The sequence below is a fragment of the Sphingomonas sp. AOB5 genome, assembly GCF_029433115.1.
Classification (GTDB): domain Bacteria; phylum Pseudomonadota; class Alphaproteobacteria; order Sphingomonadales; family Sphingomonadaceae; genus Sphingomonas.
In genome coordinates this window covers 1-20613 of the sequence record NZ_JARNTV010000007.1, presented here as the reverse complement: position 1 = coordinate 20613, position 20613 = coordinate 1, and the positions used below count along the sequence as shown (strand labels likewise).

Below are 20613 nucleotides of genomic sequence, written 5' to 3'. Positions count from 1 at the left end.
CTTACCAGCTCGACTTGGTGACGCCGGGGATCAGTCCCTTGTTGGACAGATCGCGCAGCATCACGCGGGCGAGGCGGAACTTGCGGTAGTAACCGCGCGGGCGGCCAGTCAGCTCGCACCGGTTGCGAATGCGGGTCGGATTACCGTTGCGGGGAATCTCGGCCATCTTCAGACGCGCGATGAGACGTTCGGTCTCGTCGAGCGACTGATCCTTCGCGATTGCCTTCAGCTTCGCATAACGGCCGGCATACTTCTTCACCAGCTTCTTGCGACGCTCATTCTTGTTGATCGAACTCAGTTTCGCCATGGACTTAAGCTCTCTTTGTTACGCGGCCTGCTTCTGCTCACCGTCCGCAAGCGGGAACGGGAAGCCGAAGAGACGGAGAAGCTCACGGGCTTCCTCGTCGGTCTTTGCGGTGGTGGTCACGATGATATCCATGCCGCGCACCTTCTCGATGCGGTCATAGTTGATCTCCGGGAACACGATCTGCTCCTTGACGCCCATGGCATAGTTGCCACGGCCATCGAACGAATCCGGGTTCACGCCACGGAAATCGCGGATGCGGGGCATCGCGATGGTGATCAGGCGATCCAGGAATTCGTACATGCGCTCACGGCGAAGGGTCACCTTGCAACCGATCGGCATGCCTTCACGCAGCTTGAACTGCGCGATCGACTTCTTCGCCTTGGTGATGACAGGCTTCTGGCCGGCGATCAGCTCCATTTCCTGGGCTGCCTGCTCGACCTTCTTCTTGTCCTGGGTGGCTTCGCCGACGCCCATGTTCAGCACGATCTTGGAGATTTTCGGGATCTCCATGACGTTCTTGTAGCCGAACTTCTCGGTCATCGCCTTGGCGATCTTCTCGTCGTACATCTTCCGCATGCGCGGCGTATAAGCGTCAGCCATTGATGGCCTCCCCGGTCTTCACGGCGACACGAACCTTCTTGCCGTCGCGGGTCTCGAAACGGACGCGCGTCGCCTTGCCGTCGGCGGTCACGTGCGCGACCTTCGAGACATGCATCGGCGCGGGCGAGCGCTTCAGGCCACCCTGCGGGTCACCCTGGCTCGGCTTGGTGTGACGGACGTGGACATTGATGCCCTCGACCACGACCTTGCCTTCCTTCGGCAGGGCCTGGATCACGTCGCCGGTGCGGCCCTTGTCCTTGCCGGACAGGACGATCACGCGGTCACCCTTCTTGATCTTGGCGGTTGCCATTTTACAGCACCTCCGGCGCGAGCGAGATGATCTTCATGAAGCCCTTGTTGCGCAGCTCGCGAACGACCGGCCCGAAGATACGGGTGCCGATCGGCTCCTCGTTCTTGTTGACCAGCACCGCGGCGTTGCCGTCGAAGCGGATGACCGAGCCATCGGCGCGGCGGATGTCCTTGGCGGTGCGCACGATGACCGCGCGATGCACGTCACCCTTCTTCACCTTGCCGCGGGGCTGTGCTTCCTTGATGCTGACGACGATGATGTCGCCAACACCGGCCGTGCGACGCTTCGAGCCGCCCAGCACCTTGATGCACTGCACCCGCTTCGCGCCGCTGTTGTCTGCGACGTCGAGATTGGACTGCATCTGGATCATCGATCCGGTTCCTTCTCTCTTGGCCTACCGGGACCAGTCTGGCCCGGGGGTTCCACTAAAACACGGTCCCGAGGGACCGGATGGCTTCAGGCGTCGGCCTTGGCGGGCGTCGCGTGGGTGTTGACCCGCTCGATCACCTTCCAGGTCTTCAGCTTCGACATCGGCGCAGTCTCTTCGATGCGCACGGTCTCGCCGGCCTTGTATTCGTTGCCCTCGTCATGGGCATGATACTTCTTCGAGCGACGGATGATCTTGCCGTAGAGCGGGTGCTTCACCTTGCGCTCCACGAGAACCACGACCGTCTTGTCGCCCTTGTCGGAAACCACGTTCCCGGTCAGCACGCGCTTCGGCATGTCGATTTCCTTACTTCGCCGACGAGCGCGAGCGCTCGTTCTGCAGCGTCTTGATACGGGCGATGTCGCGGCGCACTTCGCGCACGCGGCTCGGCTTCTCGAGCTGGCTCGTCGCAGCCTGGAAACGGAGGTTGAACGCCTCGCGCTTCAGGTTGCCGAGTTCCTCGGTCAGCTGGTCTTCGGTCTTCGCCCGAAAGTCGGTAGCCTTGGTCATTTCTATCAACCCTCCAGGTGCGAGGTGTCGCCGAGACGGGCAACGACCTTCACCTTGATCGGCAGCTTCATCGCTGCGCGCGAGAACGCTTCCGCGGCGAGCGGGCCGGGAACGCCGTCCAGCTCGAACAGGATGCGGCCCGGCTTGACGCGAGCGGCCCAATATTCCGGCGAACCCTTGCCCGAGCCCATGCGGACTTCGGCCGGCTTCGACGAGATCGGCAGATCCGGGAAGATGCGGATCCACAAACGTCCCTGACGCTTGATGTGACGCGTGATCGCGCGGCGGGCCGCTTCGATCTGGCGTGCGGTGATCCGCTCCGGCTCCATCGCCTTCAGGCCATAGGACCCGAAGTTGAGCGAGGTGCCACCCTTGGCATCGCCATGGATGCGGCCCTTGAAGGCCTTGCGGAACTTAGTGCGCTTCGGCTGCAACATTGTTCTGGTCCCTTAGCGGCGTTCTTCGCGCGCCGGGCGCACGCCGGAGGTCTGGGCCTCCAGATTGAGACGGTCGGTCGCCATCGGATCATGACCAAGGATTTCACCCTTGAAGATCCAGACCTTCACGCCGCACACGCCATAGGCGGTGTGGGCCTGGGCCTCGGCGTGATCGATGTTCGCGCGCAGCGTGTGCAGCGGAACGCGACCTTCGCGATACCATTCCGAACGGGCGATCTCGGCGCCGCCGAGACGGCCACCGCAGTTGATCCGGATGCCTTCGGCGCCCAGACGCATCGCCGACTGCACCGCACGCTTCATGGCGCGGCGGAAGGCGATACGACGCTCGAGCTGCTCGGCAATGCCCTGGGCGACGAGCTTGGCGTCGACTTCAGGCTTGCGGATCTCGACGATGTTCAGCGACACGTCCGAAGCGGTCATCGAACCGAGCTTCTTACGAAGCTTTTCGATGTCCGCGCCCTTCTTGCCGATGATGACGCCCGGACGGGCGGCATAGATCGAGATGCGGCACAGCTTTGCGGGACGCTCGATGACAACCTTCGAGATCGCGGCCTGCGGCAGCGTCTTGAGGATGTACTGGCGGATCTTGAGATCCTCCATCAGCAGGCGGCCGTAATCGGCGCCTTCTGCGAACCAGCGGCTGTCCCAGGTACGGTTGATCTGGAGACGCAGACCGATCGGGTTGCTCTTGTGACCCATCTTAAGCCTCTTCTTCCTGCTCGCGAACGACGATGCGAAGGCGCGAGAACGGCTTCAGGATGCGGGTGGACTTGCCACGGCCGCGGGTCGCGAAGCGCTTCATCGTGATCGACTTGCCGACCGACGCCTCGGCGACGACGAGCGCGTCGACGTCGAGGTTGTGATTGTTTTCCGCGTTGGCGATCGCCGAAGCGAGCACCTTGCGAGCGTCAACCGCCATCGCCTTCTTTGAGAAGGCGAGGATGTTCATCGCGTCACCCACCTTGCGGTTGCGGATCAGCGCAGCCACGAGGTTGAGCTTCTGTGCGGAGCCGCGGATCTGCGTGGCGACTGCCAGCGCTTCCTTGTCGCCCACGCGGCGCGGAGCTGCCTGCTTCGACATTAGCGCTTGCCCTTCTTGTCGGCGGCGTGGCCCGGGAAGAAGCGGGTCGGCGCGAATTCGCCGAGCTTCATGCCGACCATGTCCTCGTTGACCGAAACCGGCACGAACTTGCGGCCATTATAGACGCTGAAGGTCAGGCCGACGAAGTCGGGCAGGATCGTCGAGCGGCGCGACCAGGTCTTGATCGGCGCACGCGCGTTGGTTTCCTGCGCGGTCTGCGCCTTCTTCAGCAGGTGGAGGTCCACGAACGGACCCTTCCAGACGGAACGAGCCATGAGCGGTTAGCCCTTCTTCTTGGCGTGACGCGAACGGATGATCATCTTGTCCGTCGCCTTGTTGTGGCGGGTGCGCGCACCCTTGGTCGGCTTGCCCCACGGGGTGACCGGATGACGGCCGCCCGAGGTCCGGCCTTCACCACCGCCGTGCGGATGGTCGACCGGGTTCTTCGCAACACCGCGCGTCAGCGGGCGGATGCCCTTCCAACGATTGCGGCCTGCCTTGCCCAGATTGGTGTTCTGGTTGTCCGGGTTCGAAACCGCACCGACGGTGCCCATGCAGTTCGAGTGGATGTAGCGCTGTTCGCCCGAGTTCAGGCGGACGATCACCATGCCGCGATCACGACCGACGACCTGCACATAGGTGCCGGCCGAACGTGCGATCTGACCGCCCTTGCCCGGCTTCATCTCCACGTTGTGGACGATGGTGCCGACCGGCATCTGGCCCAGCTCCATGGCGTTGCCCGGCTTCACGTCGGTCTTCTTGCCGGCGATCACCTTGTCGCCGACGGCGAGGCGCTGCGGCGCGATGATGTACGCGACGTTGGCCTTGCCTTCCGGCGTGTCACCATAGTTGATGAGCGCGATGAAGGCGGTGCGGTTGGGATCGTACTCGATCCGCTCCACGGTGCCTTCGACGTCCCACAGGCGACGCTTGAAGTCGATGATGCGATAGCGCTGCTTGTGACCGCCAGCGATGCCGCGCGAGGTCACATGACCCTTGTTGTTGCGGCCGCCGGTCTTGCGCTTGCCTTCGGTCAGCGCCTTGATCGGGCCACCCTTGTGAAGACCGGAACGGTCGATCAGGATGAGCGCACGACGCGACGGCGACGTCGGGTTGTAATTCTTGAGTGCCATTACGCGTTGACCCCCGCGGTAACGTCGATCTGGTCGCCGTCGGCGAGCGTCACGATAGCCTTCTTGATGTCAGACCGGGTGTAGGGCTTGCCCTTCCACTTCTTGGTCTTGCCCTTCTGGACGATCGTGTTGACGCCGGTGACCTTGACCGAGAACAGCGCCTCTACGGCAGCCTTGATCTCGGGCTTGGTGGCGTCGCCAGCGACCCGGAACACAACCGCGTTGTGCTCCGAAACCATGGTCGACTTCTCGGTGATGTGCGGCGCGACAATCACGTCATAGTGACGGTTGTCGATCGCGGCTGCCTGCTTCTTAGCCATTGAAGCGCGCCTCCAGCTTTTCGACGGCAGCGCGGGTCAGGACCAGCGTGTCGTGCTTCAGGATGTCATAGACGTTGGCACCGATGGCCGGCAGCACGTTGACCGTGTGCAGGTTGCCGGCGGCCAGCGCGAAGTTGGTCTCGACTGCATCGCCGTCGATCACCAGGGTCTTGCCGACGCCGAGCTTGGTGAAGCTCTCGGTCAGCGCCTTGGTCTTCGCGTCGATCGCCAGGTTGTCCAGGACGATCAGCGAACCGGCCTTGGCGTGGCTCGACAGCGCCATGCGCAGACCGAGTGCACGAACCTTCTTGTTCAGGCCCGGGTTGAAGTCACGGACGCGGGCGCCGTGAGCCTTACCACCGCCGATGAACACCGGAGCGCGGCGATCGCCGTGACGTGCCGTACCGCCGCCCTTCTGGCGACCGAACTTCTTGCCCGTACGAGCGACATCGGCGCGCTCGCGAGTGCCGCGCGCAGTCGCACGACGCTTTTCGAGCTGCCAGGTGACGACGCGGTGCAGGATGTCCGCGCGGGGCTCGACGGCGAAAACTTCGTCGTTGAGCTCGAGCTCGGCGCCCTTGGCCGCCTTGCCGTCGAGGGTTTGAACCTTGACCTTCACGTTCAGCCCTCCTGGCCTTCGGTCGCTTCCGGAGCCTCGACCGTATCGGCCGGGGTTTCCGCGGGAGCGGTGTCGTTGTTGTTGGCGACGGTCTTCAGACCGGCGGGGAACGGCGCGTCCGCATGGCGGTCGACCTTCACGGCGTCCTTGACGAACAACCAGCCGCCCTTCGAGCCAGGGACCGAACCCTTGACGAAGATCAGGCCGCGCTCGACGTCGGTGCCGACGATTTCGAGATTCTGCTGGGTGCGGTTCTTGTCGCCCATGTGACCGGCCATCTTCTTGTTTTTGAAGACCTTGCCCGGATCCTGGCGCTGACCGGTCGAACCGAGCGAGCGGTGCGAGACCGAGACGCCGTGGGTGGCGCGCAGACCGCCGAAGCCCCAACGCTTCATACCGCCCTGGAAGCCCTTACCCTGGGTCTTGCCCTGGATATCGACGAACTGGCCGGCGACATAGTGGTCGGCCGAGATTTCGGCACCGATTTCGAGCAGGCCATCGGCCTCGACGCGGAATTCCGCGACGACTGCCTTGGGCTCGACTTCAGCCTTGCCGAAAACGCCGCGCTGCGGCTTGGCGACATTCTTCGCCTTGGCGGTGCCGGCGCCGAGCTGGACGGCGACGTAACCGTCGCGGTCTTCAGTCTTCTGGCCGACAACCTGGACGCCCTCGAGGCTCAGAACGGTAACCGGCACATGGCGGCCGTCGTCCTGGAACAGTCGGGTCATCCCCATTTTCTTCGCGATCACGCCAGTGCGCATGACCAATCACTCCTCTAACAGAGGCCCACGCGAGAAAAGCCCCGCGGGGGCGTGCCTACAGCCCAAAAATATAGTGCGTGCCCCCGTCCGGGCTGACCCCGCTCGAAAGCGGAGACGACGGGGGACGCAGACCCGGGGCAAGCCCCGGCGGTATCCCTATCTGTCGATGAGTTCGTCCGAAGACGTCCTCAGTGGCGATCTTGCGTCGGATGCGATTCGCACCCTGTCGAGACCTGCCGAATCTCGTGGAGGCGCGCCTTTACGTCAGACACGCCTCCCTGTCCACCCCTCTGCAGGAGGGATGCGACGAACTGGCTCAGGCCAGCTTGATCTCGACGTCGACACCGGCAGCAAGGTCGAGCTTCATGAGCGCGTCCACGGTCTGCGGAGTCGGCTGAACGATGTCGAGCATGCGCTTGTAAGTGCGGGTTTCGAACTGCTCGCGCGACTTCTTGTCGATGTGCGGGCCACGGTTGACCGTGAACTTGTCGACATGGGTCGGGAGGGGGATGGGACCACGGATCAGAGCGCCGGTGCGGCGCGCGGTGTCGGCGATGTCGCCGGCAGCCTGGTCGAGCACTCGATGATCGAACGCCTTCAGGCGAATACGGATATTCTGCGTTTCCATGGGTCCTGCCAATGCGAAAGAGCGGGCCCCGTTGCCGGGACTCTTGCTGTTACTGTTCAAACGAAGGCGCGCCTCTACGCGCAAGCGGGGGTGAAAAGCAACCCCTGCCCTGCGGGAATTTTCCGGCGCCCGCCGCTATCCGTCGCATTCGCGCGACGTCATGACCCGGTAACGCGCCGGGGCAAGGATAAGGCCGGGCGCGCGTGCCCGGCGCCCCCTTTGTTCAAGGAGGGGAATGACATGCTCTGGCGTACATCCGTCCTGTCGCTCGCGATGCTCGCGCTCGCGGCCTGCAGCGAGAACCCGGAACCGATCCGCGTGACCGGCTCTTCGACCGTCTATCCGTTCACCAAGTCCGTCGCCGCCGCCTTCGTCCAGAAGGACGCCAAGCACGTGGCGCCCGCGATCGAATCGACCGGCACCGGCAACGGCGTCCACGCCTTTTGCAAGAAGGATGCGGAGGCCCCCCGCGACATTCTCGATTCGTCGCGGCGCATGACCCGCGCCGAGTTCAACGAGTGCAAGGCCAATGGCGTGGGCGACATCATCGAGGTCCGCATCGGACTGGACGGGATCGCCCTGGCCGAATCGACCGACGGCCCCAAGCTCTCGCTGACCAGCAAGGACCTATACCTGGCGCTGGCGGCGAACCCGCGCGGCAAGCCCAACACCGCGAAGAACTGGAGCGACGTGAACCCTTCGCTCCCCGCCATCCCGATCCAGGTACTCGGCCCGCCGCGCTCCAGCGGCACGCGTGACATGTTCGCTTCGCTGATCATGCGCAGCGGCTGTATCGCGGCGATGCCCGAAGCGGAGGAGCTGCTGAAGAACAGCGATCCGGCGCAGTTCGAGGCCGCCTGCCTGCGCATCCGCGCCGACGGCCCCTATGTCGAAGTGGGCGAGAACCACGCCGAGATCGTCGCCGCGCTGGAGAAGAGCCCCAAGGCACTGGGTCTGATCGGCTACTCCTATCTGGAGCAGAACCCGACCAAGCTGCGCGCCGCGCCGATCGATGGCATCGCGCCTACCGCGGAGACGATCGCAACGGGCAAATATGCCGCCTGCCGCCCGCTGTACCTCTATGTGAAGAAGTCGAGCCTGAAGTTCACGCCGGGGCTGAAGGATTTTCTGCGGCTCTATATCGAGATGGCGGCCGCGGGTGGCCCGCTGGTGAAGATCGGACTGATCGCCATGTCGGAATCGTCGCGCAAGAGTTCCGCGGAGACGATCGAGAACGAGTATCCGCTGAGCGCGCTCGACCTGTCCTGAGGGCGACCGCCGGATAAGGAGATGGCAAGTGCAAGCACCATGGTCCTTGACCGCCGGTGCTTGCGCGAACCCGTTTGCCGCCTAGGCTGGACGCATGGCCCACTTCTCCCTCGACTTCGAGCCTGACGGCGATGACGAAGCGTCCTTGTTCGCCTCGTTCGACACCGGCGATTTCAAGGCCCGGTGTCACTATTGGTGTCCACCAAGGGAGTTTGAAGACCTCAGCATCGCGCTGCGGGCCTTCCCGATCCGCAAAGATGCTCCGCTCGACATGCAATGGTGCTGGAACTGTATCAGCTTGCGGATCGAGCCGATTGACTCGTTCGGGCATCTGGCGGTCCGCGTCTCGCTAAGAGAGTTCGACGGCAACTGGAACAGCTGCCAGTCGCAATTCCTCACCAGCTACGGTGAAATAGACCGCTTTCGGGAGCAGTTGGACAAGGCGATCGATGCCGGCCACGGCAAGGCCGAGCTCCGCGCGCAATAGGTTTCGCGGGCCCAAACCCCCGCCCCCGCTTGTCGCGGCGCGCGAGTTTCCAAAGAGCCCGCGTTGACGACAAACAAAAAGCCCGGCCTCCCAAGGGAGACCGGGCCTTTTTGTCAGCCCTTGCGGGCAGAGCTTACTTTTCGATCGTCGCGACGACGCCGGCGCCGACGGTGCGGCCGCCTTCGCGGATCGTGAAGCGCTGACCGACGTCCATGGCGATCGGCGCGATGAGCTTGATACCCAGCGCGACGTTGTCGCCCGGCATGACCATTTCGGTGCCTTCCGGCAGCTCGATGGTGCCGGTCACGTCGGTCGTGCGGAAGTAGAACTGCGGACGATAGTTGGCGAAGAACGGCGTGTGACGGCCACCTTCGTCCTTCGACAGCACGTACACTTCCGACTTGAAGTCGGTGTGCGGCTTGATCGAACCCGGCTTGGCCAGAACCTGGCCACGCTCGACTTCTTCACGGCCCACGCCGCGGATCAGCGCGCCGATGTTGTCGCCTGCACGACCTTCGTCGAGCAGCTTGCGGAACATTTCGACGCCCGTGACGGTGGTCTTGCGGACGGCTTCCTGGATGCCGACGATTTCGACTTCCTCGCCAACCTTGACGATGCCGGTCTCGACGCGGCCGGTCACCACGGTGCCGCGGCCCGAGATCGAGAACACGTCTTCGATCGGCATCATGAACGGCTTGTCCAGCGGACGCTCCGGCTGCGGGATCGACTGGTCGACAGCGGCCATGAGCGCGAGGATCGCGTCCTTGCCGAGCTTGTCGTCCGAACCCGACAGGGCTGCGGTCGCCGAACCACGGATGATCGGAATGTTGTCGCCGTCGAACTCGCGCTTGCTGAGCTCTTCACGGATTTCCATTTCGACCAGCTCGAGGATTTCCTCGTCGTCCACCAGGTCGACCTTGTTCAGGAAGACGACCATGGTCGGCACGCCGACCTGACGGGCGAGCAGGATGTGCTCCTTGGTCTGCGGCATCGGGCCGTCGGTGGCGGCGACCACGAGGATCGCGCCGTCCATCTGAGCAGCGCCGGTGATCATGTTCTTCACATAGTCGGCGTGGCCCGGGCAATCGACGTGCGCATAGTGACGCGAATCGGTCTCATACTCGACGTGTGCGGTCGAGATGGTGATGCCGCGCTCGCGCTCTTCCGGAGCCTTGTCGATGTTGGCGAAGTCGACCGCTGCGTTGCCCGCAACGTTCTCTGCCAGGATCTTGGTGATGGCGGCCGTCAGCGACGTCTTGCCATGGTCGACGTGACCGATGGTGCCGATGTTGAGGTGCGGCTTGTTCCGCTCGAACTTTGCTTTTGCCATGATTTCCTACCTTCTGGATCAATTCCGCGCCGCTGAGGGGAATCGCGAACGCGGCCCCATAGCGACTGATTTCAAGTTACGCCAGCCCGGAGCGGCCAAAGCCGCTCCCGAACCGGATTAAGCCAGTTTCGCCTTCACTTCGTCGGCCACGTTCTGCGGCACTTCGTCGTAATGGCTGAACTGCATCGAGTAATTCGCGCGGCCCTGGGTGAACGAGCGGAGCGAGTTCACATAGCCGAACATGTTGGCCAGCGGGACCATCGCGGTCACCGCCTGCGCGTTGCCGCGCGTGTCGGTGCCCTGGATCTGGCCACGGCGGCTGTTCATGTCGCCGATGACGTCGCCCAGATAGTCTTCCGGGGTAACGACTTCGACCTTCATCACCGGCTCGAGCAGCGTGATGCCCGACTTCGCGGCCGCTTCGCGCATTGCGCCGCGGGCCGTGATTTCGAACGCCAGCGCCGACGAGTCGACGTCATGGTACGCACCGTCATACAGCACGATCTCGAAGTCGATGATCGGGAAGCCGACCAGGTGACCGGTCGCCGCGGTTTCGCGGAAGCCCTTCTCGATCGCGGGGATATATTCCTTGGGAATATTACCGCCCTTGACCTCGTCCTTGAAGATGATGCCCGCGCCGCGCTCGCCCGGCGTCAGCTTCACCTTCACGCGGCCGAACTGGCCGGTGCCGCCCGACTGCTTCTTGTGCGTGTAGTCGATATCGACCGGCTTCTTGAGATACTCGCGATACGCCACCTGCGGCGCGCCGACATTCGCCTCGACCTTGAACTCGCGCTTCATGCGATCGACCAGGATTTCCAGGTGAAGCTCACCCATGCCCTTGATGATCGTCTGGCCCGATTCATGGTCGGTCGAAACGCGGAACGAAGGATCCTCGGCAGCCAGGCGGTTGAGCGCGATGCCCATTTTTTCCTGGTCGGCCTTGGTCTTCGGCTCCACCGACAGCTCGATCACCGGCTCGGGGAATTCCATCCGCTCGAGGATGATCGGGTTCGCCGGATCGCACAGCGTGTCGCCGGTCGTGGTCTCCTTGAGGCCCGCGATCGCGACGATGTCGCCAGCGCGTGCTTCTTCGATGTCCTCACGCGAGTTCGCGTGCATGAGGAGCATACGGCCGATCTTTTCCTTCTTGTCCTTCACCGAGTTCAGGTAGCCGCCCTTGACGAGGATACCCGAATAGATGCGCGCGAAGGTCAGCGTGCCGACGAACGGATCGTTCATGATCTTGAACGCCAGCGCCGAGAACGGCGCGTCGTCCGACGACGGACGCTCGTCCGGCGTTTCGCCGTCCAGTTTCACGCCGTTGATCGCGGGAACGTCCAGCGGGCTCGGCAGATAGTCGACCACGGCGTCGAGCAGGGGCTGCACGCCCTTGTTCTTGAACGCCGAGCCGCACACCACCGGCACGAACGACATGTTGAGCGTGCCCTTGCGGATCAGGCTCTTGAGGGTCGCGACGTCGGGCTCGTTGCCCTCCAGATACGCTTCCATCGCGTCGTCGTCCTGCTCGACGGCAAGTTCGGTCAACTCGCTGCGATACTTCGCGGCCTTGTCGGCCAGATCCTCGGGGATCTCGGCATATTCGAACTTCGCGCCCAGCGACTCTTCGAGCCAGATGATCGCCCGGTTCTCGACCAGGTCGACCAGGCCCTTGAAGCCGCCTTCCATGCCGATCGGCAGATACAGGACAGCAGGCTTCGCACCCAGGCGATCGATGATCGACTGAACGCAGAAATAGAAGTCGGCGCCGGTGCGGTCGAGCTTGTTGACGAAGCACATGCGCGGCACTCCGTACTTGTCGGCCTGACGCCACACGGTTTCCGACTGCGGCTCGACGCCGGCAACGCCGTCGAAGCAAGCCACGGCACCGTCGAGCACGCGCAGCGAACGCTCGACTTCGATGGTGAAGTCGACGTGGCCGGGGGTGTCGATGATGTTGATCAGATGCTCTTCACCCTTGCCCTCTTCCGCGCGCCACTTGCAGGTGGTCGCCGCCGAGGTGATGGTGATGCCACGCTCCTGCTCCTGCTCCATCCAGTCCATCGTCGCCGTGCCTTCGTGCACTTCGCCGATCTTGTAGGACTTGCCGGTGTAGTAGAGGATGCGCTCGGTCGTCGTCGTCTTGCCGGCGTCGATGTGCGCCATGATGCCGATATTACGATAGCGGTCGAGCGGATGGCTGCGGGCCATGATCGTGGTTCCTTAAGGGTATGGGGAGCCGCCAGAAGCGACTCCCCGGAATATAGGTACGATTGTTACCGGTGAAAGACCGGCAACCAGCACTTACCAGCGGTAGTGGCTGAACGCGCGGTTGGCTTCCGCCATACGGTGCGTGTCTTCGCGCTTCTTAACCGCGTTGCCGCGGTTGTTCGAAGCGTCCAGCAGCTCGCCCGAAAGGCGGGCCGACATGGTGTGCTCGCTGCGGTTGCGCGCCGAAGTGATCAGCCAGCGGATGGCGAGCGCCTGTGCACGCTCCGGACGAACCTCGACCGGAACCTGGTAGGTGGCGCCACCGACACGGCGGCTGCGGACTTCGATGCCCGGCTTGATGTTGTTGAGTGCGTCATGGAACACGCCGATCGGCTCGCGCTTGGCGCGCTGCTCGACGGTTTCGAGCGCCGAATAGACGATCGCTTCGGCGACGGACTTCTTGCCGTCCAGCATCACCGAATTCATGAACTTCGACAGAACCTCATCACCGTAAACGGGATCAGGCAGGATTTCCCGCTTTTCGGGGCGACGACGACGTGCCATCTTTGAATTCCTTCTAAAACTTCAGCGTATCCGGAACCTGTCCGGGGCTTACTTTGGCTTACTTCGGACGCTTGGCGCCGTACTTCGAACGCGACTGGCGGCGATCCTTGACACCCTGCGTATCGAGCACGCCGCGCAGGACGTGGTAGCGAACGCCGGGAAGATCGCGAACGCGGCCGCCGCGGATCAGCACGACCGAGTGTTCCTGAAGGTTGTGGCCTTCACCCGGGATGTAGCTGATGACTTCGCGCTGGTTGGTCAGGCGGACCTTGGCAACCTTGCGGAGCGCCGAGTTCGGCTTCTTCGGAGTCGTCGTGTAGACGCGGGTGCAGACGCCGCGCTTCTGCGGGTTCTGCTCCATCGCAGGGACCTTCGACTTGGCCTTCTGCGGTTCGCGGCCCTTGCGGACCAGCTGGTTGATCGTCGGCATGAAGCCCTTCACCTTTTCGTTACCGGCATGGCCGGCGGTTACTTTGCTGGAACCCTTGTTTGAGAATACGAAAAGGCCCCGGGTGTCCTCGACCCCCCGGGCCATTGCGTCTCCAGCAACGTTCAGCTCTTGCCCCACGAGAATCGGGTGCCGGGAATCCGGACCTGTCGCGGGACGCGGGGCCTATACCGATGGCGGGGTAGGTGGTCAATGGGGCCGGAGGTGCCCTGCCGCCCCGAAATCCGGCACCCATCAAGGGACTGGCAATACCTGCCCGCTAAGGCTGGCGCGATGGTTTACTGCTCGCTCTCGATCCAGACCCCCGCCAGCCGCCTGATGGTGGCACGCCGCCTGTTCGTGCGGCACGGCGCAATCCTGGGCGCGATCGGCGGGCTTGCGGGCACCGCGGCGCTGGGATTGTCCGGCACGACACCCCTGCCCGGCTTCGGATCGATCGTGCTGACGGGCCTGATGGCGATTGCCGGACTCGGCGCGCTCGCCTGGCATTTTGCGCGACTCACCATTCTGCCGCTGGCCGATCCGGCTATCGCCGCGCTGATTGCCGCGCTGACCGTGGCGACGCTTGCCCCCGGAATGGGCCTGAATGCGCTGATTCTGCCCGCGATTCTCTCGTTGTGGGTAGGCTGGCGGCATCGCGAGCAACGCCTTGTCGCGCTTATGGTGCAGTGCGGCGCGCTGTCGGCGATGATACCGGACATGGTTAACCCCGAATTCGCTTGTTCGTTAACCGTAACGGCGCTTGGAATCGCGTGGTTTTTCGCTGCTAAGTCCCTGTCGGGGGCTGCAAATGACAATCCCTCTATGGAACGAAACCCGTCCATTTACCCCCTGTGGGTAGCGCCTGCGTGTGATATCAAGGCAACAGACTCGATTCCGGGGAAGTGGGGAGTATCGAATGTTCAACAATAATCGTGGTCGCGACGAACGCCCGGCAATGCCGCCGGCACCGCCGCAGCAGAGCAGCAGCGGCGGCAACAGCAGCGCGAAGCGCGGTATGTTCTCGGTGATCGGTCCCGACGTGATCGTCGCGGGCAACATCACTGCCACTGCCGATCTGCACATCGACGGCCGCGTCGAAGGCGATGTGAACTGCGGTTCGCTGGCACAGGGCGCAGAAAGCCAGATCTTCGGCAGCGTCACCGCCGAGGCGGCCCGCATCGCGGGTGCGATCGAAGGCACCGTCCGCGTCAAGCAGCTGACCGTCGAGCGCAGCGCCAAGATCACCGGCGATGTCGAATATGAGAACATCACGATCGAGAATGGCGGCAATATCGACGGCCGCCTGAAGCATATGAGCATGATCCAGGCACAGGCCGCTCCGGCGCCGCGCCCGGTGGAAGTGGCTCCGGCCGCAACCACCTCGCCCTTCGGCGCCCCGGCGAACGAACAGGCCGCCTGAGCTTCCGCTCCGGACCGGAAAAGCGGGGCGCGGTTCGAGAGAACCGCGCCCCGCTTTCGTTTCTGGCGTCGGATTCAGCCCTGCTGAATCGCCCGGCCTCCCATGCAGCATATTCTGTGGGAGGCCGGGTGGGGGAGCGGGCCGGTGCCGCATCCACATCAGTGGATCAGACTCTAAAGCCCTTTGCGGCCGAAGGTCGGCCTTGCCGCAGGCACAACCGGCGCCGCAGCCTGCGCCTCGGCCTTGCGCGCCATGTAACGGGCCAGCGCCGCATCGGGATCGAACGAGGATGGCGCCAGCGCCTCGCTCTCGATCACGCTGCGCTGCGGGCGTCCGCTGGCAGAGCGGCTGCCGATGGCGTTCAGCGCATCGACGAAATCCTGATAGCGCGCTTCGTGCAATTCGGTGGTCCCCAGCGCCAGCTTGGCGGTCGAGCTGCCGAACATGTCTCCGGAACGATAGAGGATGGCGAGTTCCCACGCCTTGTGCTTGCCCCATCCGGCCAGGCGGATCTCCGCATTGCCGAAATCGGCCCATGCGATCCGCCGCGAACGCCACCAGGTGGTGATCACCAGATGATCGTCGAGCGCCTCGACTGCCTTCCGGTCGCCGACCATGATCAGCGCGCCGCGCCATGCGACGCCCAGGCACAGCAGCACCAGTGCAGGCGCCAGGAACACATGGCCGAACCCGGTCGCGAACAGCCTCAGGCGCCGGATATGGGCCACGCTGTCGGGATTGAGGAACAGCCAGAGGAAGATCGCGGCGCCCACGCCGCACAGGATCGTCGTCGTCAGCAGCTTCTTCGAACTGTATCGCAGCGTTTCCATGGACCGCACCCCCACAGCATTTTGCGGGTAGAGGATGCGACAGCCGGGCTAAGGAGGCGTTAAAGCCCGAGCCGCGCCATCCTCACAGCAGGTCGTCCACGGTCATCGCCCTGGCGAAGACCGGGAAGTATTTCCCGTCGCCGTACGTGACTTCGCTTTCCTGCTTCATTTCCAGCAATTTGCACCAGGCGCGCCCGGGGTCCGAATAGCCGATCGCGATCATCGTGATCTTGCGGCCCGGCGTGTTGAGATATTCGGCGGCGATCATCTTCTTCAGCGTGCGGACGAGCCGGATCCCGCGATGATTCCGCAACTTGGTGGTCTTGCCGATCACGCCGATCCCCGGGACGATCGCATAGTTGCACAGATGGCGCTCATCCTCCCCGAGCACGTGCTCGGCCCGCAAATCGCTGTCGGTCATTTCGCCCTTGATCAGCTTCTCCCCGATTTCGTCGCGCACCGGCCAGAACGAAGCATAGCCGACGAAGCGCGCCTCCTTCCGGCTATAGAGGCCGACCAGCATGTAGCGGTTCTTCTCGCCGGCAGCGCGAACATCGTCCCCCGGCATGGTGATGCCTTCTTCAGGCGCCTCGGCCGACGGGAACAGCGTCGGGATCAATTGCGTCAGCACCGCTTCGGTGAGTGCAGGCGAGCGTTCCCGTTTCTCTTCGAGATCGTCGCTTTTCGCATCCACCATTTCACCGGGCGTGTGCAGCCCTTCGATGCGCCGGACGCTCGGCCACTCGACGATGATGATCCACGTCACCAGCATCACCGAGAGCAGGAACAGTCCGATCAGCAGCCAGTCGCGATCGAGGCCGGTGGTTTTCGCCAGCAGCGAATCCTTGTCGCTCACCAGCTTGTCGGTCGCATAGGCGAGCCCCGCCAGCCCGACCGCCAGTGCCGCCGCCCTGGCGCCACCAAGCTCCTTCAGGTGAGAAACCACCCGCGATATGAAATCGGAAAACCCTGCGATCATGCCATCCCCCCGGAAGCTCTATCCCGCCAACGCGATATCCACTGCGAAACCGATCCACATTGCCGAAAGCACCGCGCACGACGCCAGATAGACGATGAAGCGCGGCGGGATCTTGCCGACCGCGATCTGGATATAGCTGTGCAGCGCGCGCAGCACGACAAAGGCCCAGGCCAGCGCCACCTGCACATGGTTCGCGTGATGGGTGATCATCAGCAGCGGCACCAGCGCGAAGAACAGCACCGGGATCTCGAACAGGTTGATGAAGTTGTTCGCGGGCATTTCCGCGGGCTGGAAATAGCGTTTCGCCGCCTCGCCGCTGGCGAAGCTTTCCGCGGTCGGCGGTGTGCGCCTCATCAGCGCGAACCGCTGGACGTAGAGCACGAACCACACGCCATAAATCAGCGCGACCAGCGCGAATGTCGGCCACAAGATACCGGTGAACTGCATGGCAAGCCTCCCCCTTGTTCCCGCCGATCATAGCGCGGCCGCAACAGGAGGAAAGGCACGGGGTTCGGGAGGGCACGCGCCCTCCCGCCCGGATCAGATGTGCAGCACGCGTCCGTACGCGGCGAGCACTGCTTCGTGCATCGTCTCGCTGATCGTCGGGTGCGGGAACACCGTTTCCATCAACTCGGCCTCGGTGGTCTCCAGCGTCTTGCCGATGGTGTAGCCCTGGATCAGCTCGGTCACTTCCGCGCCGATCATGTGCGCGCCCAGCAGCTCGCCGGTCTTGGCGTCGAACACGGTCTTCACGAAGCCCTCCGGCTCGCCCAGCGCGATCGCCTTGCCGTTGCCGATGAAGGGGAAATTGCCGACCTTCACTTCGTAGCCCGCTTCCTTCGCCTTGGCTTCGGTCAGGCCGACGCTGGCGATCTGCGGATGGCAATAGGTGCAGCCCGGGATGTTGCGCGGGTCCATCGCGTGCGGATGCTTGCCGGCGATCGCTTCGACCGCGATCACGCCTTCATGGCTCGCCTTGTGCGCCAGCCAGGGCGGCTGGGTCACGTCGCCGATGGCATAGAGGCCGTCGACATTGGTCTTGCACGCGCCATCGGTGACGATGTGGCCGCGCTCGGTCTTCACGCCCAGCGCTTCCAGGCCCAGATCCTCGGTGTTCGGCACGATGCCGATGGCGACGATCACATGGCTGAACTCGCTGGTGGTGACCTTGCCGTCCTTGTCCTTGATCGCGGCCTTCACGCCATTGGCGCCAACCTCGAGCTTATCGACACCCGCCTTGGTCAGGATCGTCATGCCCTGCTTCTTCAGCGCCTTTTCCAGGTGCGCGGAGATATCGGCATCCTCGACCGGCACGATGCGGTCGAGCATCTCGACGACCGTCACTTCGCTGCCCATGTCGTTATAGAAGCTGGCGAACTCGATCCCGATCGCGCCCGATCCGATGACGAGCAGCTTCGACGGCATTTCGCTCGGCGTCATCGCATGGCGATAGGTCCAGACGCGCTTGCCGTCGGCCTTGGCGAAGGGCAGGTCGCGGGCGCGGGCGCCGGTGGCGACGATGATGTTCTTCGCGGTCAGCTCGGTCGCCTTGCCGTCCGCGCCGGTGACGGTCAGCTTGCCTTTTCCGGTCAGCTTGCCGGTGCCCATGTGCACGGCGATCTTGTTCTTCTTCATCAGGTGCGTGACGCCCTGATTGAGCTGCTTGGCGACGCCGCGCGAACGCTTCACCACCGCGTCCAGATCAGCGGTGATCTTCTCCGCGGCCAGGCCGTAATCCTTGGCGTGCTGCATGTAATGGAAGATCTCGGCCGAACGCAGCAGCGCCTTGGTCGGGATGCAGCCCCAGTTGAGGCAAATGCCGCCCAGCAGCTCGCGCTCGACGATCGCGGTCTTCAGGCCCAGCTGGCTCGCGCGGATCGCCGCGACATAGCCCCCCGGTCCCGATCCCAGCACGATCACGTCATACGATTCAGCCATTGCCTGCGATTCCCATTGTTTGAAGGGCCCAGCCCGAAACACCCCATGCCGCGCCCCACAGCGCGCCGATCAGAAAAGCGGCACCCAGCCGGTGCAGCACTTCGCCGGTCCCCCGGCTCGACATGCTGCGCCACTGGGTCAGCACCGTGCCCAGCACCACCGCCGCGCTGCCGATGATGATCGGGCGGAAGGCGATGATCGGACGGAACGCCATGTCCGCCCAATTGCCCTCGAACGGCAGGAAGATCGCCACGGTAACGATCGCGAAGGCCGGGTAGATGGGCACGAACAGCGCCACATCGGTGCCGGTCACCTTCAGCCGGCCGCCGAACGCCAGCGCGAGCCACGGCGTCAGCATCAGCAGCGCGACCAGCAGCCCCTGCAGCGCCACGAACGACATTGTCGGATAGCCGATCATGCGCGCTCGCCCTCCAGATCGGGCACGCGGCGCGGATTACGGTCTTCGTCGATCGCGACGAAGGTGAAACAGGCCTGGGTCACTTTGTGCATCGCTTCCTCATGACGGTGGCGCCGCCACGCCTCCACATCGATCCGCATCGAGGTGCGCCCGACATGGACCAGTTCGGCATAGACCGACACCTCGTCGCCGACCGAAACCGGCAGATGGAATTGCATCCCCTCCACCGCAATGGTCACCGCACGGCCATGCGAATGGCGCGAGGCGATCGAGCCGGCGGCAAGATCCATCTGGCTCATCAGCCAGCCACCGAAAATGTCGCCATAGGGATTGGCATCGGCCGGCATCGCGATGACGCGCACCGTCGGCGCGCCGGGAGGCGCCGAAGCCTCGGGCAGGTCACCCATCGCTGTCGGTCCCACCCTTCGAATTGGCAAGCGTCGCGCGATCCTCGGCCAGCGCGCGGCGCAGCGGTCCTATTCCCATCACCACCACCGCCGCCATCGCGACATAGGTGACCAGCCAGATATCGTCGCGGCCCAGCGGATAGGCCCAGGACGACAGCGCAGCGATCAGCAGCGCGGCGAACAGGCCGACAATGATATGGATCGCTTCGATCAGGACGCGCATTGGCTCTGTCCCCTGTCCGGTCCGATCAGGCGATCATGCCCATCGGCGCTTCGATCAGTTCCTTCAGGATCTTCATCATCTCGGCGCCGTCGGCCCCGTCAATCGCGCGGTGATCGAAGCTGCCGGTGATCGACATCACCGTCGCCACGCCCAGCGCGTCGTCGACGATGTACGGACGCTTCTCGCCCGCGCCGACCGCCAGGATCATGCCCTGAGGCGGATTGATGACCGCGTCGAACTGCTTGATGCCGAACATGCCCATGTTGGACAGGCTGGCGGTGCCGCCCTGATACTCTTCCGGCTTCAGCTTGCCTTCCTTGGCGCGGCCCGCAAGGTCCTTCATCTCGGTCGAGATCGCCGAGACGCTCTTGTTCGCCGCATCCTTGATGATCGGGGTGATCAGGCCGGTCGGCGTCGAGACCGCGACCGACACATCGGCGCGGCTATACTTGATCAGCTCGGTACCGGTGTAGGTGACGTTGCACTTGGGCGCCTGGATCAGCGCCACGCCAAGCGCCTTGATCAGCAGATCGTTGACCGACAGCTTCACGCCGCGCGCGTCGAGCGCCTTGTTCAGCTCGCCACGCAGCTTGAGCAGCGCGTCGAGGCGGACATCGACGGTCAGATAGATATGCGGAACCGTCTGCTTCGATTCGGTCAGGCGGCGCGCGATGGTCTTGCGGATGTTCGACAGCTTCTCCGCTTCGTGCGGGATGGTGTCGTCGAACCAGACGGCCTTCGCTTCGGCCGGGGCAGCGGCAGGAGCGGCTGCTGCCGGAGCCGATGCGGCAGCGGCCGGTGCCGCGCCGGGCTTGGCGCCCTCGATATCCGCCTTGACGATGCGGCCGTTCGGACCCGAACCGGCAACGCCCGAGAGATCGACGCCCTTCTCGGCAGCGATGCGCTTGGCGAGCGGGCTGGCCTTCACGCGGTCGCCCGAAGCGGCGACGGCA

The 20613-nt window shown here is 63.9% G+C and carries 31 protein-coding genes; 4 read left to right on the top strand and 27 right to left on the bottom strand.

What is annotated here, in order from left to right; translation table 11 throughout:
• Position 1 precedes the first annotated feature (1 nt).
• The 15 genes from rpsN to rpsJ form a co-directional block, all read right to left on the bottom strand.
• Positions 2-307, bottom strand: a complete 306-nt coding sequence (rpsN, locus tag P1X14_RS04955; RefSeq protein ID WP_277314209.1) for a 30S ribosomal protein S14 — start codon at positions 305-307, stop codon at positions 2-4.
• Between the two features lie 18 nt (positions 308-325).
• Positions 326-907, bottom strand: coding sequence for a 50S ribosomal protein L5 (rplE, locus tag P1X14_RS04950; RefSeq protein ID WP_277314208.1), 582 nt, complete (start codon positions 905-907; stop codon positions 326-328).
• Entirely contained in the window at positions 900-1217 is a 318-nt protein-coding gene (gene rplX / locus P1X14_RS04945; RefSeq protein ID WP_277314207.1) for a 50S ribosomal protein L24, read from the bottom strand. The genes rplE and rplX overlap by 8 nt, the downstream gene beginning before the upstream one ends.
• A gap of 1 nt (position 1218) precedes the next feature.
• Entirely contained in the window at positions 1219-1587 is a 369-nt protein-coding gene (gene rplN, locus P1X14_RS04940; RefSeq protein ID WP_277314206.1) for a 50S ribosomal protein L14, read from the bottom strand.
• Between the two features lie 86 nt (positions 1588-1673).
• Positions 1674-1940 (bottom strand): 30S ribosomal protein S17, encoded by a 267-nt coding sequence (gene rpsQ, locus P1X14_RS04935; protein ID WP_277314205.1) that lies wholly within the window; start codon positions 1938-1940, stop codon positions 1674-1676.
• Positions 1941-1950: 10 nt separating this feature from the next.
• A complete protein-coding gene (rpmC, locus tag P1X14_RS04930; protein WP_277314204.1) occupies positions 1951-2154 on the bottom strand; it encodes a 50S ribosomal protein L29 in 204 nt (67 codons plus the stop codon).
• Positions 2155-2159: 5 nt separating this feature from the next.
• Positions 2160-2591 (bottom strand): 50S ribosomal protein L16, encoded by a 432-nt coding sequence (gene rplP / locus P1X14_RS04925; protein ID WP_277314203.1) that lies wholly within the window; start codon positions 2589-2591, stop codon positions 2160-2162.
• 12 nt (positions 2592-2603) lie between these two features.
• Positions 2604-3311, bottom strand: a complete 708-nt coding sequence (gene rpsC / locus P1X14_RS04920; protein WP_277314202.1) for a 30S ribosomal protein S3 — start codon at positions 3309-3311, stop codon at positions 2604-2606.
• A 1-nt stretch (position 3312) separates the two neighbouring features.
• Positions 3313-3693, bottom strand: a complete 381-nt coding sequence (rplV, locus tag P1X14_RS04915) for a 50S ribosomal protein L22 (protein ID WP_277314201.1) — start codon at positions 3691-3693, stop codon at positions 3313-3315.
• On the bottom strand, positions 3693-3968 hold the full coding sequence (rpsS, locus tag P1X14_RS04910; protein ID WP_029936458.1) for a 30S ribosomal protein S19: 276 nt from the start codon (positions 3966-3968) through the stop codon (positions 3693-3695). Before rpsS ends, rplV begins: the two co-directional genes overlap by 1 nt.
• Positions 3969-3974: 6 nt before the next feature.
• Positions 3975-4826 (bottom strand): 50S ribosomal protein L2, encoded by an 852-nt coding sequence (gene rplB / locus P1X14_RS04905; RefSeq protein WP_277314200.1) that lies wholly within the window; start codon positions 4824-4826, stop codon positions 3975-3977.
• A complete protein-coding gene (locus tag P1X14_RS04900; protein WP_277314199.1) occupies positions 4826-5146 on the bottom strand; it encodes a 50S ribosomal protein L23 in 321 nt (106 codons plus the stop codon). Before P1X14_RS04900 ends, rplB begins: the two co-directional genes overlap by 1 nt.
• Complete coding sequence (rplD, locus tag P1X14_RS04895) at positions 5139-5765, bottom strand: 50S ribosomal protein L4 (RefSeq protein WP_277314198.1); 627 nt, start codon at positions 5763-5765, stop codon at positions 5139-5141. The genes P1X14_RS04900 and rplD overlap by 8 nt, the downstream gene beginning before the upstream one ends.
• A gap of 2 nt (positions 5766-5767) precedes the next feature.
• Complete coding sequence (rplC, locus tag P1X14_RS04890; RefSeq protein WP_277314197.1) at positions 5768-6526, bottom strand: 50S ribosomal protein L3; 759 nt, start codon at positions 6524-6526, stop codon at positions 5768-5770.
• A gap of 316 nt (positions 6527-6842) precedes the next feature.
• Complete coding sequence (gene rpsJ, locus P1X14_RS04885; protein ID WP_169555822.1) at positions 6843-7154, bottom strand: 30S ribosomal protein S10; 312 nt, start codon at positions 7152-7154, stop codon at positions 6843-6845.
• Positions 7155-7394: 240 nt separating this feature from the next.
• Here rpsJ and P1X14_RS04880 point away from each other — a divergent pair, with 240 nt between their 5' ends.
• Together P1X14_RS04880 and P1X14_RS04875 are read left to right on the top strand one after the other, a co-directional pair.
• Positions 7395-8423, top strand: coding sequence for a substrate-binding domain-containing protein (locus P1X14_RS04880; RefSeq protein WP_277314196.1), 1029 nt, complete (start codon positions 7395-7397; stop codon positions 8421-8423).
• Between the two features lie 94 nt (positions 8424-8517).
• Positions 8518-8910, top strand: a complete 393-nt coding sequence (locus P1X14_RS04875; protein ID WP_277314195.1) for a hypothetical protein — start codon at positions 8518-8520, stop codon at positions 8908-8910.
• Positions 8911-9043: 133 nt separating this feature from the next.
• Here the strand turns inward: P1X14_RS04875 and tuf are convergent, their stop codons facing one another.
• From tuf to rpsL, 4 genes are all read right to left on the bottom strand, one after another.
• The gene (gene tuf, locus P1X14_RS04870) at positions 9044-10240 is read right to left on the bottom strand and encodes an elongation factor Tu (RefSeq protein WP_277314194.1); all 1197 of its coding nucleotides are present in this window, start codon (positions 10238-10240) and stop codon (positions 9044-9046) included.
• 117 nt (positions 10241-10357) lie between these two features.
• A complete protein-coding gene (gene fusA / locus P1X14_RS04865) occupies positions 10358-12451 on the bottom strand; it encodes an elongation factor G (RefSeq protein ID WP_277314193.1) in 2094 nt (697 codons plus the stop codon).
• Between the two features lie 93 nt (positions 12452-12544).
• Complete coding sequence (gene rpsG / locus P1X14_RS04860) at positions 12545-13015, bottom strand: 30S ribosomal protein S7 (protein ID WP_169555825.1); 471 nt, start codon at positions 13013-13015, stop codon at positions 12545-12547.
• Positions 13016-13073: 58 nt separating this feature from the next.
• Complete coding sequence (gene rpsL, locus P1X14_RS04855) at positions 13074-13445, bottom strand: 30S ribosomal protein S12 (protein WP_029936467.1); 372 nt, start codon at positions 13443-13445, stop codon at positions 13074-13076.
• Between the two features lie 210 nt (positions 13446-13655).
• Between rpsL and P1X14_RS04850 the strand changes: the two genes are divergently transcribed.
• Together P1X14_RS04850 and P1X14_RS04845 are read left to right on the top strand one after the other, a co-directional pair.
• Positions 13656-14375 carry a hypothetical protein gene (locus P1X14_RS04850; RefSeq protein ID WP_277314192.1) on the top strand — a complete coding sequence of 240 codons (720 nt, stop codon included), beginning with the start codon at positions 13656-13658 and terminating at the stop codon, positions 14373-14375.
• Positions 14362-14865, top strand: a complete 504-nt coding sequence (locus P1X14_RS04845; protein WP_277314191.1) for a polymer-forming cytoskeletal protein — start codon at positions 14362-14364, stop codon at positions 14863-14865. Before P1X14_RS04850 ends, P1X14_RS04845 begins: the two co-directional genes overlap by 14 nt.
• Before the next feature lie 173 nt (positions 14866-15038).
• Here P1X14_RS04845 and P1X14_RS04840 read toward each other — a convergent pair whose 3' ends face one another.
• The 8 genes from P1X14_RS04840 to P1X14_RS04805 all read right to left on the bottom strand — a co-directional run.
• Positions 15039-15695, bottom strand: coding sequence for a hypothetical protein (locus tag P1X14_RS04840; RefSeq protein WP_277314190.1), 657 nt, complete (start codon positions 15693-15695; stop codon positions 15039-15041).
• Between the two features lie 82 nt (positions 15696-15777).
• Complete coding sequence (locus P1X14_RS04835; RefSeq protein WP_277314189.1) at positions 15778-16674, bottom strand: hypothetical protein; 897 nt, start codon at positions 16672-16674, stop codon at positions 15778-15780.
• An 18-nt stretch (positions 16675-16692) separates the two neighbouring features.
• Positions 16693-17121, bottom strand: a complete 429-nt coding sequence (locus P1X14_RS04830) for an MAPEG family protein (protein WP_277314188.1) — start codon at positions 17119-17121, stop codon at positions 16693-16695.
• A gap of 93 nt (positions 17122-17214) precedes the next feature.
• The gene (lpdA, locus tag P1X14_RS04825; protein WP_277314187.1) at positions 17215-18612 is read right to left on the bottom strand and encodes a dihydrolipoyl dehydrogenase; all 1398 of its coding nucleotides are present in this window, start codon (positions 18610-18612) and stop codon (positions 17215-17217) included.
• Positions 18605-19030 carry a hypothetical protein gene (locus tag P1X14_RS04820; RefSeq protein ID WP_277314186.1) on the bottom strand — a complete coding sequence of 142 codons (426 nt, stop codon included), beginning with the start codon at positions 19028-19030 and terminating at the stop codon, positions 18605-18607. The genes lpdA and P1X14_RS04820 overlap by 8 nt, the downstream gene beginning before the upstream one ends.
• Positions 19027-19437, bottom strand: coding sequence for an acyl-CoA thioesterase (locus P1X14_RS04815; protein WP_277314185.1), 411 nt, complete (start codon positions 19435-19437; stop codon positions 19027-19029). Before P1X14_RS04815 ends, P1X14_RS04820 begins: the two co-directional genes overlap by 4 nt.
• A complete protein-coding gene (locus P1X14_RS04810) occupies positions 19430-19660 on the bottom strand; it encodes a hypothetical protein (protein WP_277314184.1) in 231 nt (76 codons plus the stop codon). Before P1X14_RS04810 ends, P1X14_RS04815 begins: the two co-directional genes overlap by 8 nt.
• Positions 19661-19685: 25 nt before the next feature.
• Positions 19686-20613, bottom strand: a 928-nt coding sequence (locus tag P1X14_RS04805; RefSeq protein ID WP_277314183.1) for a 2-oxo acid dehydrogenase subunit E2, incomplete at its 5' end; no start/stop codon positions are given.